18 protein-coding genes are annotated in these 14061 nt (G+C 60.9%); all 18 read left to right on the forward strand.

The genetic code is table 11. From position 1 onward, the window contains the following. Positions 1–8 precede the first annotated feature (8 nt). The 18 genes from eutC (at position 9) to MSL71_RS13475 (ending at position 13875) form a co-directional block, all read left to right on the forward strand. On the forward strand, positions 9–881 hold the full coding sequence (gene eutC, locus MSL71_RS13390; RefSeq protein ID WP_180141117.1) for an ethanolamine ammonia-lyase subunit EutC: 873 nt from the start codon (positions 9–11) through the stop codon (positions 879–881). 23 nt (positions 882–904) lie between these two features. Then, the gene (gene eutL / locus MSL71_RS13395; RefSeq protein ID WP_092210414.1) at positions 905–1558 is read left to right on the forward strand and encodes an ethanolamine utilization microcompartment protein EutL; all 654 of its coding nucleotides are present in this window, start codon (positions 905–907) and stop codon (positions 1556–1558) included. Between the two features lie 15 nt (positions 1559–1573). Beyond that, positions 1574–2182 carry a BMC domain-containing protein gene (locus tag MSL71_RS26915; RefSeq protein WP_180141119.1) on the forward strand — a complete coding sequence of 203 codons (609 nt, stop codon included), beginning with the start codon at positions 1574–1576 and terminating at the stop codon, positions 2180–2182. Positions 2183–2196: 14 nt separating this feature from the next. Further along, positions 2197–3639, forward strand: a complete 1443-nt coding sequence (locus tag MSL71_RS13405; RefSeq protein WP_180141121.1) for an acetaldehyde dehydrogenase (acetylating) — start codon at positions 2197–2199, stop codon at positions 3637–3639. 146 nt (positions 3640–3785) lie between these two features. Continuing rightward, positions 3786–4070 carry an ethanolamine utilization microcompartment protein EutM gene (gene eutM / locus MSL71_RS13410; protein WP_092210417.1) on the forward strand — a complete coding sequence of 95 codons (285 nt, stop codon included), beginning with the start codon at positions 3786–3788 and terminating at the stop codon, positions 4068–4070. A 6-nt stretch (positions 4071–4076) separates the two neighbouring features. Beyond that, the gene (locus tag MSL71_RS13415; RefSeq protein WP_180141123.1) at positions 4077–4853 is read left to right on the forward strand and encodes a hypothetical protein; all 777 of its coding nucleotides are present in this window, start codon (positions 4077–4079) and stop codon (positions 4851–4853) included. 8 nt (positions 4854–4861) lie between these two features. Then, positions 4862–5524: a phosphate propanoyltransferase gene (locus tag MSL71_RS13420; protein ID WP_180141126.1), complete on the forward strand. Its 663-nt coding sequence runs from the start codon at positions 4862–4864 to the stop codon at positions 5522–5524. 2 nt (positions 5525–5526) lie between these two features. Beyond that, positions 5527–6378, forward strand: a complete 852-nt coding sequence (gene eutJ, locus MSL71_RS13425; RefSeq protein ID WP_180141128.1) for an ethanolamine utilization protein EutJ — start codon at positions 5527–5529, stop codon at positions 6376–6378. Beyond that, a complete protein-coding gene (locus MSL71_RS13430) occupies positions 6368–6958 on the forward strand; it encodes a hypothetical protein (protein ID WP_180141130.1) in 591 nt (196 codons plus the stop codon). The genes eutJ and MSL71_RS13430 overlap by 11 nt, the downstream gene beginning before the upstream one ends. A gap of 54 nt (positions 6959–7012) precedes the next feature. Then, on the forward strand, positions 7013–7288 hold the full coding sequence (locus MSL71_RS13435) for a EutN/CcmL family microcompartment protein (RefSeq protein ID WP_180141132.1): 276 nt from the start codon (positions 7013–7015) through the stop codon (positions 7286–7288). 3 nt (positions 7289–7291) lie between these two features. Continuing rightward, the gene (locus tag MSL71_RS13440) at positions 7292–7837 is read left to right on the forward strand and encodes a BMC domain-containing protein (protein WP_180141134.1); all 546 of its coding nucleotides are present in this window, start codon (positions 7292–7294) and stop codon (positions 7835–7837) included. Between the two features lie 39 nt (positions 7838–7876). Then, positions 7877–8155, forward strand: a complete 279-nt coding sequence (locus MSL71_RS13445) for a hypothetical protein (RefSeq protein ID WP_180141136.1) — start codon at positions 7877–7879, stop codon at positions 8153–8155. Between the two features lie 108 nt (positions 8156–8263). Then, on the forward strand, positions 8264–8542 hold the full coding sequence (gene eutM, locus MSL71_RS13450; protein ID WP_152004558.1) for an ethanolamine utilization microcompartment protein EutM: 279 nt from the start codon (positions 8264–8266) through the stop codon (positions 8540–8542). A 192-nt stretch (positions 8543–8734) separates the two neighbouring features. Continuing rightward, positions 8735–9274, forward strand: a complete 540-nt coding sequence (locus MSL71_RS13455) for a cupin domain-containing protein (protein WP_218951026.1) — start codon at positions 8735–8737, stop codon at positions 9272–9274. Between the two features lie 15 nt (positions 9275–9289). Beyond that, positions 9290–10399 carry a 1-propanol dehydrogenase PduQ gene (locus MSL71_RS13460; RefSeq protein WP_180141138.1) on the forward strand — a complete coding sequence of 370 codons (1110 nt, stop codon included), beginning with the start codon at positions 9290–9292 and terminating at the stop codon, positions 10397–10399. A gap of 17 nt (positions 10400–10416) precedes the next feature. Further along, complete coding sequence (locus tag MSL71_RS13465) at positions 10417–11748, forward strand: 4Fe-4S dicluster domain-containing protein (protein WP_180141140.1); 1332 nt, start codon at positions 10417–10419, stop codon at positions 11746–11748. Between the two features lie 92 nt (positions 11749–11840). Continuing rightward, entirely contained in the window at positions 11841–12392 is a 552-nt protein-coding gene (locus MSL71_RS13470; RefSeq protein ID WP_180141142.1) for a BMC domain-containing protein, read from the forward strand. 223 nt (positions 12393–12615) lie between these two features. After that, positions 12616–13875, forward strand: a complete 1260-nt coding sequence (locus MSL71_RS13475; protein WP_180141144.1) for an HAD family hydrolase — start codon at positions 12616–12618, stop codon at positions 13873–13875. Positions 13876–14061: the final 186 nt, after the last annotated feature.

The following is a 14061-nucleotide window of genomic DNA, read 5'->3' on the forward strand; positions in this document are numbered from 1 at the left end:
GGATCGACGTGATTTCAGAAAACACACTTAAAAATATCATCGCCGAGGTGCTGACCACCATGGACAGCGCTGATGCGGCTCCGGCTGCTTCAGACGAGCCTCGTGCCGCAGCCTCCTGCGAAGTGGGCGAGGACCTGGCTGCTGTCGACCTTCGCAAGCAGCTTCTGGTTCCCGAGCCCAACAACCGTGAGGCCTACCTCAAGATGAAGGCCACCACCCCGGCCCGTATCGGGATCTGGCGCACAGGGGCCCGGTACTTGACCGGAAGCTCCCTTCGTTTCCGCGCCGACCACGCTGTGGCCCAGGACGCGGTCTTCAACAACGTCTGCTCTGAGTTCATCAAGGACTGGGGCCTGCTGGAGCTGAAAACCCAGTGCGCCGACAAGGACGAGTACCTCACCCGTCCCGACCTGGGCCGCAAGCTCGATGCCGACAGCATCGCCAAGGCCAAGGCCGAGTGCAAGATGAACCCCACGGTTCAGTTTGTGGTCATCGACGGCCTGAGCTCCACCGCCATCGAGACCAACGCCAAGGACACCATGGCAGCAGCCCTCCAGGGCCTGAAGAACCTCGGCATCGAGTGCGGTACGCCCTTTTTTGTCCGCTACGCCCGCGTGCCCTCCATGGACAGCGCCTCTGAAGTGACCCAGCCCCAGGTAACCGTCGCCCTCGTGGGCGAGCGCCCGGGCCTGGCCACCGGCGAGTCCATGAGCGCCTACATGGTGTACCAGTGCCGCGAAGGGATCTCCGAATCCAAGCGCACCATTATCTCCAACATCCACAAGGGCGGGACCCCCGCCGTTGAGGCCGGTGCACAGATTGCGGATATCGTTAAAAAGATGCTCGAGCAGAAAGCAAGCGGCATCGATCTTCAAATTTAGGAAGACCAAGGAGACACGAACACATGAAAGGTGATGCACTTCGCACGACCGTTTTGAGCGTCAAGATGATCCCCAACGTGGATTCGGATATGATCAAGCGCCTGGAGCTCCCCGAGGGGCACCGAAGCATCGGCATGATCACCACCGACTGCGACGACGTGGGATACACCGCCATTGACGAAGCCACCAAGAAGGCCGACGTCAAGGTGGCTTACGCCAAGAGTTTTTACGGTGGGGCCGACAACGCCAGCACCAAGCTCGCCGGTGAATTCATCGGTATCCTCTCCGGGCCCAACCCGGCCGAGGTCAAGAGCGGGGTCAACGCGGCCATCGAGTTCATCGAAAACGACGCCTGTTTCTACAGCGCCAACGATGACGACTCCATCCCCTATTACGCCCACTGCGTCTCCCGTACCGGCTCTTTTCTGTCCGACCTGGGCGGCATCCCCGAAGGCGAGGCCATGGCGTATCTCATCGCCCCTCCCATCGAGGCGATCTACGCCCTGGATGCGGCCCTGAAAGCCGCCGACGTGGAGATGGTGGAATTTTTCGGTCCCCCTTCAGAGACCAACTTCGGCGGGGGCCTGCTCACCGGGAGCCAGTCCGCCTGCAAGGCAGCCTGTGACGCCTTTGCCGACGCCGTGATCCATGTGGCCGACAATCCCCTGAAATACTAATCACGGGAGGTCCTTATGAACGGCAAGGCATTAGGAATCATTGAGACCGTGGGACTTGTTCCCGCCGTGGAGGCCGGTGACGTGGCGGTGAAGACCGCCGATGTCACCATCATGGGCTCTCAGGCGGTGGGCGGGGGCCTGGTCTCCATCCTGATGAAAGGCGATGTGTCCGCCGTCAAGGCATCTGTTGATGCCGGCAGCACGGCGGCCGCCCGCCTGGGTGAGGTTCTCTCCGTGACCGTCATCGCCCGGACCGCCGAAGGCCTTGAAGGCATCTTGATCGAAGAGGGAAAACGCCCCAAGTGTGTTCCCGAGCCCAAGGCCCCCTGCAATGCCCCGTCTGAACCCACCGCCCGCCCTGGGGCGGAGCCAGGCGACGGCCCTGTCCAGGTTGCCGAGCCTGTCCGGGAAGCTTCCGAGGCGAAGGAAGCGGCACCGGCTCCCGATGCGGACGATGCACCGGGATTCGACATGGCGGACCTGAAAAAAATGAAAGTGACCAAACTGAGGCGCCTCGCCCGGCAGCTTCCCTCCTTTTCCATTGCGAGGGGGGAGATCAAGTATGCCAAGAAGAAAGATCTTCTTGAGGCGTTTGTGCAATACATGAAGACATTAGAGAAGTAAGAGAGGACGTGAAGATGGTAGATAAGGATTTGCTCTCAATTCAGGAAACTCGAGCCCTGGTCCGTGCGGCACGCGCTGCACAGCCCACGCTCCCCCAGGCTGGTCAGGAGCGTGTGGACGCTCTGATTGAGGCCATTGCCAAGGTGGGCTCCGAGATGGCTGAAGAGCTGGCCAAGATGGCCAGCGAAGAGACCGGCTACGGCAAGTGGCAGGACAAGAAACAGAAGAACATCCTCGCTTCCGAAAAACTGGTCAGCTACTACCGAGGCACCAAAACCATCGGTATCATCAACGAGGACAAGGAGAAGAAGATCGTCGAGATTGCCGCTCCCATGGGCGTCATCGCCGGCCTCATTCCCTCCACCAACCCCACGAGCACCACGCTCTACAAGTCCATCATCGCCCTGATGAGCGGGAACGGCATCGTGTTTTCCCCTCACCCCACCGCGGTGAAGTGCATCTCGGCCACCGTGAACATGATCCGCGGCGTCCTCAAGGCCATGGACTTCCCCGAGGACCTCGTGGGCGTCATCAGCGTTCCCACCATGCAGGGCACCGATGAGCTCATGAAGATCACCGACATGATCCTGGCCACCGGCGGCAACGCCATGGTCAAGGCGGCTTACAGCTCCGGTACCCCCGCCCTGGGCGTGGGCTCCGGCAACGTGCCCGCCTTCATCGAGCGCAGCGCCGATGTGGACGTGGCCGTGCAGAAGATCCTCTCCTCCAAGACCTTTGACAACGGCACCGTGTGCGCCTCCGAGCAGTCCATCGTCACCGAAGCCTGCATCGCCGACAAGGTCAAGGCCAGCGTCATCGCCCAGGGCGGCTTCTTCCTGGAAGGGGAGAATCTTGTCAAGGTCAAGGCCGTCATGGAGCGTGCCAACGGTTCCATGAACCCCGCCATCGTAGGTCGCTGCGCAGCGGACATCGCAAAGGTTGCCGGTATCGACATCCCCGCAGGCACCACCATGCTGCTCTGCGACGAGCCCGGTGTGGGACCCAAATTCCCCTTCTCCAAGGAGAAGCTCACCGCTCTGCTCGGTTTCTACGTGGTCAACGACTGGCAGGAAGCTTGCGAGCTCTGCTTTAAACTCCTCCAGAACGGCGGCATGGGGCACTCCATCGGCATCCACTCCAACAACGAGACCGTGATCCGTGAATTTGCCCTGAAAAAGCCCGTTTCCCGTTGCCTGGTCAACACCCCCACCACCCAGGGCGCCGTGGGCATCTCCACCAACATGGCTCCTTCCCTTACCCTCGGGTGCGGGACCGTGGGCGGCAGCGCCACCTCCGAGAACGTTGGGCCCCAGCAGCTCTTCAACATCCGTCGCATGGCCTACGGCCTGGACGACGCAGCCACCACCAGCTGCTCTGCCCCTGCTGAGAGCATCGACGTGCAGGCGGTGACCAACATGATCATGGAGCAGCTCAAGAAGATGAGCGGCACCGTTTAATCACGGCATGACACACCCCTTGCGGGGTTTTTGAAACCTGCCGCTTCAGGCCGGTTTCCCAAGGACGCTGGCAAGCAAATTGCTTTGCTCAGTGGCAGGTTTTTAAAACGAACGATTTTCATACGATAACACGAGGAGAAAACAACATGAGTTCACAGAACGCTCTTGGAATGATCGAAACCCGAGGTCTTGTAGGCGCAGTAGAAGCAGCAGATGCCATGGTAAAGGCTGCCAACGTTACCCTCATCGGCCGCAGCCAGGTGGGTGCCGGTCTCGTCACCGTCATGGTTCGTGGTGACGTGGGCGCCGTCAAGGCAGCCACCGACGCCGGAGCCGCAGCCGCCGACCGCGTGGGCGAGCTCATCAGCGTACACGTCATTCCCCGTCCCCACGGCGAGGTTGAACTGATCCTTCCCAAGATCGAAGGATAATAAGCCATGAAAGTCATATCGGAATCCTATCTGAGAGATCTCTTCAGAAAGGACGTTCCTGAGACTTTCAGGCTGGAGGAGGGTCAGATCCTGACCCCCTCCGCATCCCAGCTTCTCGGTGAGAAGGGGGTCAAGGTCGTCAGGGGCGCTGAAGAGCCAAGCCCTTCACAGCCCGGGGCCGCCCCGAAGAAAACAGAGGCGGAAGGGAAGACAGAAGAACCCAAAGCGGCCGGTCCCCGATACGTATCGGCCGTGGACGGCGGTCAGTTTGAGACAAAGCCCGAGCACATGACCCAGCTCACGGGCAACCGGCTGGTCCCCAAGGACCACCCCCGGATTGTCTTCAGGGGCCGCCTCGACACCTGCCAGGGGGAGATCCTCCTTCTGCAGGCCAAAGCCCATGATGCCGGGAAAAAGGCATTGGTGGAGGATCTCGCAGAGCTCCTCGAGTGGACCCGCGACATCATGCGTCGCGATGTCCTGGACACCCCCATCCCGGACAAGCCCATCATCGGCCTGACCGATGCGGAACTCCGGGCCCACTCCCACAACCCGAAAAAATACTTCGGGGTAGGGCACCTGCTCCCTTCATACGACATGGGGGAGATGATTCTGAGGCTCAACCGCCTGCGAGCCCAGATTCGGGAAATGGAAGTATCGGCCGTCAGTGCGCTGAAAGAGACCTTTCACCTGGACAAGCCCGATGTGGTCCAGGCACTGAACCGAATGAGCAGCGCCGTTTACATCATGATGCTCAAAGACAAAGGCGGCATGTACACGTAGGAGATCAGATGGAACAGACAATCGTAGAAGATATTATCAAGAAGGTCATGGCCCAGGTGGGCAGCACCGGTACCCAGGGGGCCCCCGCAGCCGGGGATTCCATTCCGGTGGAGCTCTCCGGCCGCCATGTCCATCTGTGTGAAGAGGACGTCAAAGAGCTGTTCGGCGGATCCCTGACCCATGTCAAGGAGCTTTCACAGCCGGGACAGTACCTCTGCAAGGAGCGGGTTCGTCTCATCGGGCCCAGCGGTGTCATCGACAACGTGGCCGTCCTGGGACCCGCCCGCTCCAAGAGTCAGGTGGAGCTTTCCCTCACCGACGCTCGTATCCTCGGGATCAAGGCCCCGGTTCGTCAGTCCGGCGACGTGGCCGGTACCCCGGGTATTGTCCTCACCTCCGGCACTGGCCTTGCCGGGTTGGACGAGGGCGTGATCGTGGCTGCCCGTCATATCCACATGTCCCCTGCGGACGCGGCCCGTTTCGGCGTGTCCGACAACCAGAAGGTGGATGTCCATATGGACGGAAGCCGTCCGGCCGTGTTCAAGGATGTCATCGTTCGGGTGAACAAGGATTTTCGCCTGGCCATGCACATCGACTTTGATGAAGCCAACAGCTGCGGCCTGGGCAAAAATGCCACCGGCCGTATCGTGGGCGTAACCCAGGAGGCGTAACCTTGGACTTTTCATCCGTTGATCGGACCATTGCCGATCTTGAAACGTGTCTCAAAACCACTCGGGAGGTGTCTCCCACCGAAGAGCTCCTGGTGGGGGTGGACTTAGGTACCGCCTTCATCGTGCTGGTCGTCATGAACAGCAAAAAAGAGCCCGTGGCCTGTGCCATGGAGTTTGCCCAGGTCATCAAAGACGGCCTGGTGGTGGACTACATCGGCGCCATGACGGTGGTGAAACGCCTGAAAGCCCAGCTGGAGGAACGCCTCGGACGGGAACTGGAGAGGGCGGCCATTGCCGTGCCCCCCGGTACCGGTGAGTCCGATTGCAAGACCCACGGCTATGTGGTGGAAGGCGCGGGGATGGAAGTGACCAACCTGCTGGACGAGCCCACGGCGGCCAACGCCGTCCTGGGGGTCGAAGACGGTGTCATCGTGGACATCGGCGGCGGAACCACCGGCCTCTCCATTCTGGAGAAGGGCAAGGTAGTCTACGTAGCCGACGAAGCCACGGGCGGAACCCATCTCTCCCTGGTCCTTTCCGGTGCTTACAAAGTGAGCTTCGAAGAGGCCGAGGAGATCAAACGGGATTACGGACGGCACAAGGAGATCTTTGCCGCGGTCCGTCCCGTGATTCAGAAGATGGCCACCATCGTGAAGGGGCACATCAAGGGGCGGAACATAAAATCCGTCTATCTTGTGGGCGGCACCTGCTGCCTCACCGGCATGGAGACCGTGTTCGAAAAAGAACTCGGGATCCCGGTGCACAAACCGGCCAACCCCTTTCTCGTGACCCCCATGGGCATTGCCCTGAGCTCCGTGAGCACGGGCGAACAGGAGACAGACCATGGATGTTGAAGCACTGGTGAAAGCCATTACCGTCGAAGTTCTCAAGCAGATCGGCGGGGGGGACGAAGCCTCCAGGGTGCTCATCATCGGGGACAGAAGCTGCCCCAAATGCCAGGCCGCTGAAAAGCGTCTGGGCAAGGGGAACACCTTTCTCTACCCGGATGAGGATCCCGGGCCCAACGAGCCCGTCAGGCGCATCGTGCCCTACCTCTCCATCCGCCACATGGCGGACATGGCCGCAGGACGGGCCGAAGGACCGCTCATGGAGCTGGCCTTCCGCGCTCTTCTGGCCGGTCAGACCGTGGAGGTGGTGGAGTTTGAATACAAACGCCATGCCGACACCGCCCCGGAAGGCCTCATGCGGCTCTTTGAGGGCCAGGAAGCGGCCCTTGCCGGATACGGCCTTGTGGCCATGGATGTGACAAAGCGCGACACCGTCCGGATCAGGAAACCCCTGGTGACGGACGCGGATGTGGCTGAGGCAGGGCAGCGGGGTGCCAAGGAACTTAGGCTCCCCGCCGACGCCCAGGTCACTCCCCTGGCAGTGGAGAGCGCCAAAGAACTCGGCATCACCCTTTCCCGGGGATAACAACGGAGAGGCCATGACCACCCGGCCTTTCCATCAGCATACGAGGCGACCAGGATGATAATTGGCAAAGTGATCGGCAATGTGTGGGCCACAAGAAAGGAAGAGGGCCTGAGCGGCATGAAACTCATGGTGGTCAGGCGGCTGGACGCCTGCACCAACGAAGAACTCGACACCCTAGTGGCCGTCGACTTCATCGGTGCGGGCATCGGCGAGAGGGTTCTCGTGGCCACGGGCAGCTCGGCGCGTAACGCCGGGGCCATTACCGATGCACCTGTGGACGCCACCATCGTCGGGATCATCGATGAGGTCGAGGTCCAGGAAGGACTGTAGGACATGGATTCCCTGGGACTCATAGAAAGCCGGAGTATCGCCGCAGGCGCTGTCCTTGCCGACATCATGGTCAAGGCCGCCGAGGTGACCCTCCTCAAGGCCGGGACCATCTGCTCCGGCCGGTACCTGATCCATGTGGGCGGTGACCGTCAGGCTGTGGACACCTCGGTGAAAGCAGCCAAAGCAGCCGGTTACTCCCTTGCGGGGAGCTACACCATCGGAGGCGTCTCCCGGGAGGTCCTCGATGCCCTGAAGCACAGCCCCGTCGTTACCCACTGCGGCGCCATCGGCGTGGTGGAGTGCCGCACCGCCTCTTCGGGGGTGGTGGCTGCCGATCAGGCCGTCAAGCGGTCCACGGCCTGTCTGGCGCGGATCGTCACGGGCAACGGCATCAACGGCAAGTCGTATTTTGTGATGACAGGTGATGTGGCCTCCGTGGAAGAGTCGGTTGCGGCGGCAAGAGAGACCCTTGGAAAAGACCTTGTGGAGGCGGTGGTGATGCCGTCGCCCGACTCCTCGGTCGTCAATGCGTTGGTGAGGCGCCCGTAGCCCGTTTGCGGGGGCCTTGCACAAATAACGAGGTGAATTATGGCAAAGAAACTTGTGAGTGAAAAGGGTGTGGAGGAGATCATCGTGGACGGTACCGTCTACATGGACGGCTCCATGATCCTGACTCCCGGCGCCAAAGATGTTTTACGCAACAAAGGCGTCACCATCGTCTACGGCCCCAGGCCCGAGACGTGTGAAGAAGACCGGCTTGCAGCCATGGTCGCCGACCTGCTGAAAAAAGAGTACGGCATCACCGACGATGCCCAGGTCAAGGCGGTGTGCTGCAAAGTGGTCGAGGCAATCAAGAACAACGCTTAGGTGTTGAGGGCGTGATGCCCGAGACAGGGCGCCTTGGGCACGTGGGTGCACAGGGTGCGGAAACGCCTTCGGGCAGACAACCCAATCTTTACATAAGAGGAGAGAATAATGAAAGCACTTGGAATGGTTGAAACCAAAGGTCTTGTGGGAGCCATCGAAGCAGCGGACGCCATGGTCAAAGCAGCCAACGTCGAGCTGGTGGGGCGTGAGCAGGTAGGCTCCGGCCTTGTTACTGCCATGGTCCGCGGGGACGTAGGCGCCGTCAAGGCCGCCACCGACGCCGGTGCCGCAGCTGCCGATCGTGTGGGCGAGCTCGTGAGTGTTCACGTGATTCCCCGTCCCCACTCTGAGGTGGAGCTGATCCTCCCCCAGAAGCGCGAAGCATAGGGATGTGTGCCGGCGGCCCCTTTCGGGGTGCCGCCGGCAGCCCTCGCGTGCCTGGGCAAGGGGAGGACCTGCCGGTTATCCCTTTCCCCAGTCACGCGATGGCAGAGACGCCATGTACTGCCATCTTGAATGCATGCCAACCGAAAGTGGACGGATGTCCGCTTTGTATGAACCGACGCGGCGGGAGGCGGCATGACCCGTGACCTTGGCCATGAGCGCATGGAAGGTCACCGGCCGTTGTCATCACCCCGAACCATCGCACCGGAAAAGGAGTTTCACATGGGTATCAATGAAAAAGTCCTTGAAGAGCTGATTAGAAAAGTGGTTTCCGAGCAGCTGGGCGGCGCCAAGTCCCCGGCCTTTACCAAAGTCGTGGACGAGAAGAGCGGTGTCCTCTGCGTGAAGACCGATACCGTCAAGCCCGAGCCCTTTGACACGGGCAAGGCCGGAGACAAAGTCTTTCTCACCGACATCGTGACCCTGGACGAGAGCCCCCGCCTCGGCTGCGGCATCATGGAGATGGAGACCACCTCCTTTGACTGGACCCTTAAGTACGACGAGGTGGACTACATCATCGACGGTACCCTGGAGATCGTCATCGACGGCCGCAAGGTAGTGGGCAACAAAGGGGACATCATCTTCATCCCCAAAAACACCTCCATCGCCTTCAGCGTTCCCGAGTCCGCACGCTTCATGTACGTCACCTATCCCGCCGACTGGGAATCTCAGTAACCGGAGGGCGCAGCCTTGACTCAATTTAACGGACGCACCCAGATCTGCTACGGCGAAAACGCCATCAACGCCCTTGAAAAACTCGAGGGCAGGCACGCCTTTATCGTCACCGACGCCTTCATGGTGAAGATCGGCTTTGCCGACCGCATCATCAGTGGCCTGGAGCGTGCCAACATCACCAGCTGCGTGTACGACAAGGTGGAGCCCGATCCCTCCCTGGAGACCGTGCGTGAGGGCACGGTGAAACTCCTGGCCGACGGCGCGGATATGATCATCGCCTTAGGGGGCGGCTCCTCCATCGACGCGGCCAAGGCCATCATGTACTTCGCCTACAAGGCGGACCCGGCCAAGGGCAAGCCCCAGCTGGTAGTGATTCCCACCACCAGCGGCACCGGCTCCGAGGTAACGGCGGTCACCGTGGTCACCGATACCGAGCAGCAGATGAAGATTCCCCTCATGGATCCCCTGCTGGTCCCGGACATGGCCGTGCTGGACGCCCGGTTCACTCGGTCGGTTCCCCCGTCGGTGACGGCCACCACGGGCATGGACGTGCTCACCCACGCCCTGGAGGCCTTTGTCTCCACCCCGGCCAACGCCTTCACCGATCTGTACGCGGTGCACGCCATCAAGTACGTGTTCCGTTACCTGCTGCGCTGCTACCGCAACGGGGACGACATGGAGGCGCGGCAGAACATGCTCCTGGCCTCATGCATGGCGGGCATGGCCTTTAACAACAGCGGCCTGGGCGTGGCCCACAGCATCGCCCATACCTTAGGGGGCCTGTTCCACATCCCCCACGGCAAGGCCAACGCCGTGCTGCTCCCTTACGTCATCCGCTTCAACAGCTTTGACGTCCGGGACCGCTACCGCACCATCGCCAAGAAACTCGAACTCCCCTGCGAGACCGTGGAGCAGGGCAACGAGAGCCTCATCGAGGCGGTGCGCTGGCTCAACAGCCAGATGGGCATCCCCAACCGCATCCGGGACCTGGGCATCGACGAAAACGAGTTCCAGACCTCCCTTGAGACCATGGCCCGCCATGCCATGGAGGATGCCTGCACGCCCACCAACCCGAGGCGCCCCTCCCTGAGGGACATCCGGCAGTTGCTGCGCAAAGCGTACTAACAAAAATGGAATGTCATATGAGAGATCAGATTGTAGAGAAGGTAAAGAACGCCGGCGTGGTAGGCGCTGGTGGCGCCGGGTTCCCGACGCATGTGAAGATCAACGCGACGGTGGATACGGTCCTTGTGAACGGCGCCTCCTGCGAGCCCCTTCTGATGAGCGACCCCTACATCATGGAGCATGAGCTCGACATCATGATCGAGGGCTTGAACGCGGTGCTGGACGCCACGGGCGCCTCCCGCGGGGTCATCTGCATCAAGGGCAAGCACGCCAAGGCCCTTCAGACCATCAAGGATGCTGTGGCCAAGGACACCACCGGACGCCTGGAAGCCTTTGAGCTGAAGGATTTCTATCCGGCAGGCGACGAGCAGGTTCTGGTCCGTGAGGTCACCGGCCGCACCGTACCCGAAGCGGGGATTCCCCTTCAGGTGGGCGTGGTGGTGAGCAACACCGAGTCCCTGTACAACATCGCCAACGCCATGAAGGATATTCCGCTTACCGAGCGCTACGTCACCGTCACCGGTGAAGTGGGCCGCGACATGGTGGTGAAGGTGCCCGTGGGTACCATCGTCTCCGACCTCCTGGAGTTTGCGGGCGGTTCCAAAATTTCCGACTACCGCGTGGTGGACGGCGGGCCCATGATGGGTCGCGTCCTGCCCGACACGGATCAGCCCGTCACCAAGGTGACCAGCGGCCTCATCGTCCTGGACCCCGAGCACAACGTGGTCAAGGGCAAGGTCATGGATCCCGCGGCCATCAAGCGCATCACCGGGACAGTCTGCTGCCAGTGCACACACTGCACCGAGCTCTGCCCCCGAAACCTTCTGGGCCACTCCATCCATCCCCACAAGCTCATGCGCTCCCTGTCGGCCCTGGTTCAGGATCCCCAGGCCCGCATGGAAGCGCTCCTCTGCTGTGAGTGCGGCATCTGCGAGAAGTTTGCCTGCCCCATGGGCATCTCCCCCCGGGAGGTGAACATGCTCATCAAAAAAGAGCTGATGAAAGAGGGGATCCGCTGGCCCGCCACCGGAGAGGAGCCCGTGAACAACCCCATGCGCGACGTGCGCTACGTGCCCACCAAGCGGCTGATGCAGCGCCTGGACGTGCTGAAGTACGACACCCACCCCGGCATGCCCGAAGAGCGTTTCGTGCCTGAGCGCGTGGCCATTCCCCTTGCCCAGCACATCGGCGCTCCGGCGCAGTGCCTGGTCAAAGAGGGTGACCGCGTGGCCAAAGGCGACCTCATCGGTGAGATTCCGGAAGGGGCCCTTGGGGCACGGATCCATGCCAGCATCGACGGCGTGGTCACCTCCGTCGAGGGCGGTGTGGTGAGGATTTCCAGAGGGTAGGGTGCACCGTGTGCACTGCCATAGATCCGCAGCAAAAAAACGACACGTCACGCCCGAGCGCTCGGCGTCGTGAAGAACAATGAGGTAAATGTATGAACTACAGAACAATCGGTGTTGTCGAGCTGAACAGCATCGCCCTGGGCATTGAGACCGCAGACGAAATGAGCAAGGCCGCCACCGTGGACCTGGTGATGGCACGCCCCACCTGTCCCGGACGGTACCTGGTGATGGTGGCCGGGGACACCGGCTCCGTCAAGAGCTCCGTGGCTGCGGGCCGTGAGATGGGAGGGGACCTGGTCATCGACTGGTTCGTGATTCCCAGCGTCCACGCCATGGTGCTTCCCGCCCTGTCCGGTGCCACCATTGTGCCCCGCATCAACGCCCTTGGGGTCATCGAGACCTACACCGTGGCCGCCTGTATCCTGGCCGCCGACGCCGCAGCCAAGTCCGGCCAGGTGGATCTCATCGAGATCCGCTTTGCCGCAGGCCTTGCCGGCAAGTCCTTTGTCACCATGACCGGTGACGTGGGCTCAGTGAAGGCCTCTGTGGCCGCCGGTGTGGAAGGGGTGGGAGACTCCGGTCCCGTCTACAACCATGTGGTCATTCCTTCCCCCAGCGACGATTTGAAAGCCCAGCTGATGTAAGGCCCAAAGGATTGGTCTCTTCCCTGGACCGGTCCGCCTCACGGGGGGACCCATACGCCTCCCCCCGTGAACCTGAGCCCCGATGCCCGCAGTGGTATCGGGGCTCAGGTTCACTGCAATACCAAGACTCTTTGAAAAAACGAACGCTGATTCTGATGTGCATGCGGCCGTATTCGACGGGTGCATGCCTGCTGTTATATTCAATCGTAAAGGAGTTCGACGTATGATGTTCAAGAAACACATGGCATGGATGGTGGGGACACTGTTCGTGTGCGGATCACTGCTCACCGGTTGCGGCGTCAAGGCCGATGTGAAGACTGCCCCTGCAAAGCCCGTGGTCAAGCTGGATGAAGGTCACTGGAATCCGGCGGTCAAGGCAAAACTGGAAACCCTCATCGCCGAAGGGGCCTTCCAGGGAAAGAAAGCTGTTTTCGATTTTGACAACACCACCATCTGCCGGGACATCGGCGAGGCCACCTTTGCCGCCATGGTGGAGGCCGGTCAGCTGACCCTGGACGGGATCTCCCGGGACATCACCCCCTCCTTTGTCCTTGGGGACAAGAAGGTCTCCCTTGAGACCGTGAAAAACCTTCCCGAGTTCTACGAAGATTTTCTCTCCGCCACCAAGCACCAGAAAGGCGAAAAAACTCCGTATTCCAACAGCTACGCCTGGGTGGTCCAGATCCTGGCCGGCATGACCCCCGACCAGATCCTCCCTTACAGCGAAAAGGCCTTTGGCAACAACGTCGCCAAGCAGGATTCCGGCGCTGCCGACCTCAAAGAGACCAAGATCAACGGCTACCGCATGCCCTTCTTCTATCCCGAGATGGTGGACCTCTACGGCAACCTCCTGAAAAACGGGTACGAGGTTTACGTCTGCTCTGCGTCCAACGTCTGGACCGTGCGCTGGATGGTGGCCGCCAACTTGAACAAGCTTCTTGAAGCCAAGTTCGGTAAAGGGGTGGCCATTGCCCCGGACCATGTCATCGGCGTCAACGTTTTGCTCAAAGACAAGCGTGACGGCAAACTCTACAAGGATCGTCTCCTTGTGAAGAACAACCCGAAATACGCTGCCCTGGACCGTGAGGAGCTTTCCAACTACGAGCTCACCACCCAGGTGGTCTACCCCATCACCGGGTACTTCGGCAAGGTGGCCAACATCATCAAGTATGTCACCAAAGAGCGTCCCTATCTCATCGGCGGGGACAGCTCCAACGACCTGCCCATGCTGGACCGCGCAGAGAACCGCCTCTGGATCACCCGCCTTGAAAAAATGGGGTACCAGAAGGGGCTCGTTGAGCAGATGGGAGACTCCCTTCCCGGCAACTGGATGATCCAGCCCGTGCTCTACAAAAAATCCCCCGGCTTTGTCTCCACCCGCGGAGACCTGGACGCGCGCTTGGCCCCCAAACCCTCCGCCATTGAAAAGACGGCGAAGGTGGCAGGCTTCCTCGAAGAGAACGGCGCACTGAAGGCATTCTAAAGCGCGCTGAAAAAAAGAGATAAACATGGCCCGGGGTGCCTCCCGGGCCATGGGTGTTGGATGCAACCCGAAGGCCCGCTGTCACAGGCCGGGCCTTCGGCATCACATAAGGGCCCTTGCGTGCAGTGGGTCCGGTGAAGGGCGCGTCAACGGGGACGGGCCTGCCAATCAGTCACTTAATGGAGG

The organism is Desulfoluna butyratoxydans (genome assembly GCF_900699765.1).
GTDB lineage: Bacteria > Desulfobacterota > Desulfobacteria > Desulfobacterales > Desulfolunaceae > Desulfoluna > Desulfoluna butyratoxydans.

Excerpts from the sequence above, each read along its gene's own strand:
- eutL (WP_092210414.1), top strand. The coding sequence starts at position 905 with ATGAAAGGTGATGCACTTCGCACGACCGTTTTGAGCGTCAAGATGATC.
- MSL71_RS26915 (WP_180141119.1), top strand. The coding sequence starts at position 1,574 with ATGAACGGCAAGGCATTAGGAATCATTGAGACCGTGGGACTTGTTCCC.
- MSL71_RS13405 (WP_180141121.1), top strand. The coding sequence starts at position 2,197 with ATGGTAGATAAGGATTTGCTCTCAATTCAGGAAACTCGAGCCCTGGTC.
- eutM (WP_092210417.1), top strand. The coding sequence starts at position 3,786 with ATGAGTTCACAGAACGCTCTTGGAATGATCGAAACCCGAGGTCTTGTA.
- MSL71_RS13415 (WP_180141123.1), top strand. The coding sequence starts at position 4,077 with ATGAAAGTCATATCGGAATCCTATCTGAGAGATCTCTTCAGAAAGGAC.
- MSL71_RS13420 (WP_180141126.1), top strand. The coding sequence starts at position 4,862 with ATGGAACAGACAATCGTAGAAGATATTATCAAGAAGGTCATGGCCCAG.
- MSL71_RS13430 (WP_180141130.1), top strand. The coding sequence starts at position 6,368 with ATGGATGTTGAAGCACTGGTGAAAGCCATTACCGTCGAAGTTCTCAAG.
- MSL71_RS13435 (WP_180141132.1), top strand. The coding sequence starts at position 7,013 with ATGATAATTGGCAAAGTGATCGGCAATGTGTGGGCCACAAGAAAGGAA.
- MSL71_RS13440 (WP_180141134.1), top strand. The coding sequence starts at position 7,292 with ATGGATTCCCTGGGACTCATAGAAAGCCGGAGTATCGCCGCAGGCGCT.
- MSL71_RS13445 (WP_180141136.1), top strand. The coding sequence starts at position 7,877 with ATGGCAAAGAAACTTGTGAGTGAAAAGGGTGTGGAGGAGATCATCGTG.
- eutM (WP_152004558.1), top strand. The coding sequence starts at position 8,264 with ATGAAAGCACTTGGAATGGTTGAAACCAAAGGTCTTGTGGGAGCCATC.
- MSL71_RS13455 (WP_218951026.1), top strand. The coding sequence starts at position 8,735 with ATGACCCGTGACCTTGGCCATGAGCGCATGGAAGGTCACCGGCCGTTG.
- MSL71_RS13465 (WP_180141140.1), top strand. The coding sequence starts at position 10,417 with ATGAGAGATCAGATTGTAGAGAAGGTAAAGAACGCCGGCGTGGTAGGC.
- MSL71_RS13470 (WP_180141142.1), top strand. The coding sequence starts at position 11,841 with ATGAACTACAGAACAATCGGTGTTGTCGAGCTGAACAGCATCGCCCTG.
- MSL71_RS13475 (WP_180141144.1), top strand. The coding sequence starts at position 12,616 with ATGATGTTCAAGAAACACATGGCATGGATGGTGGGGACACTGTTCGTG.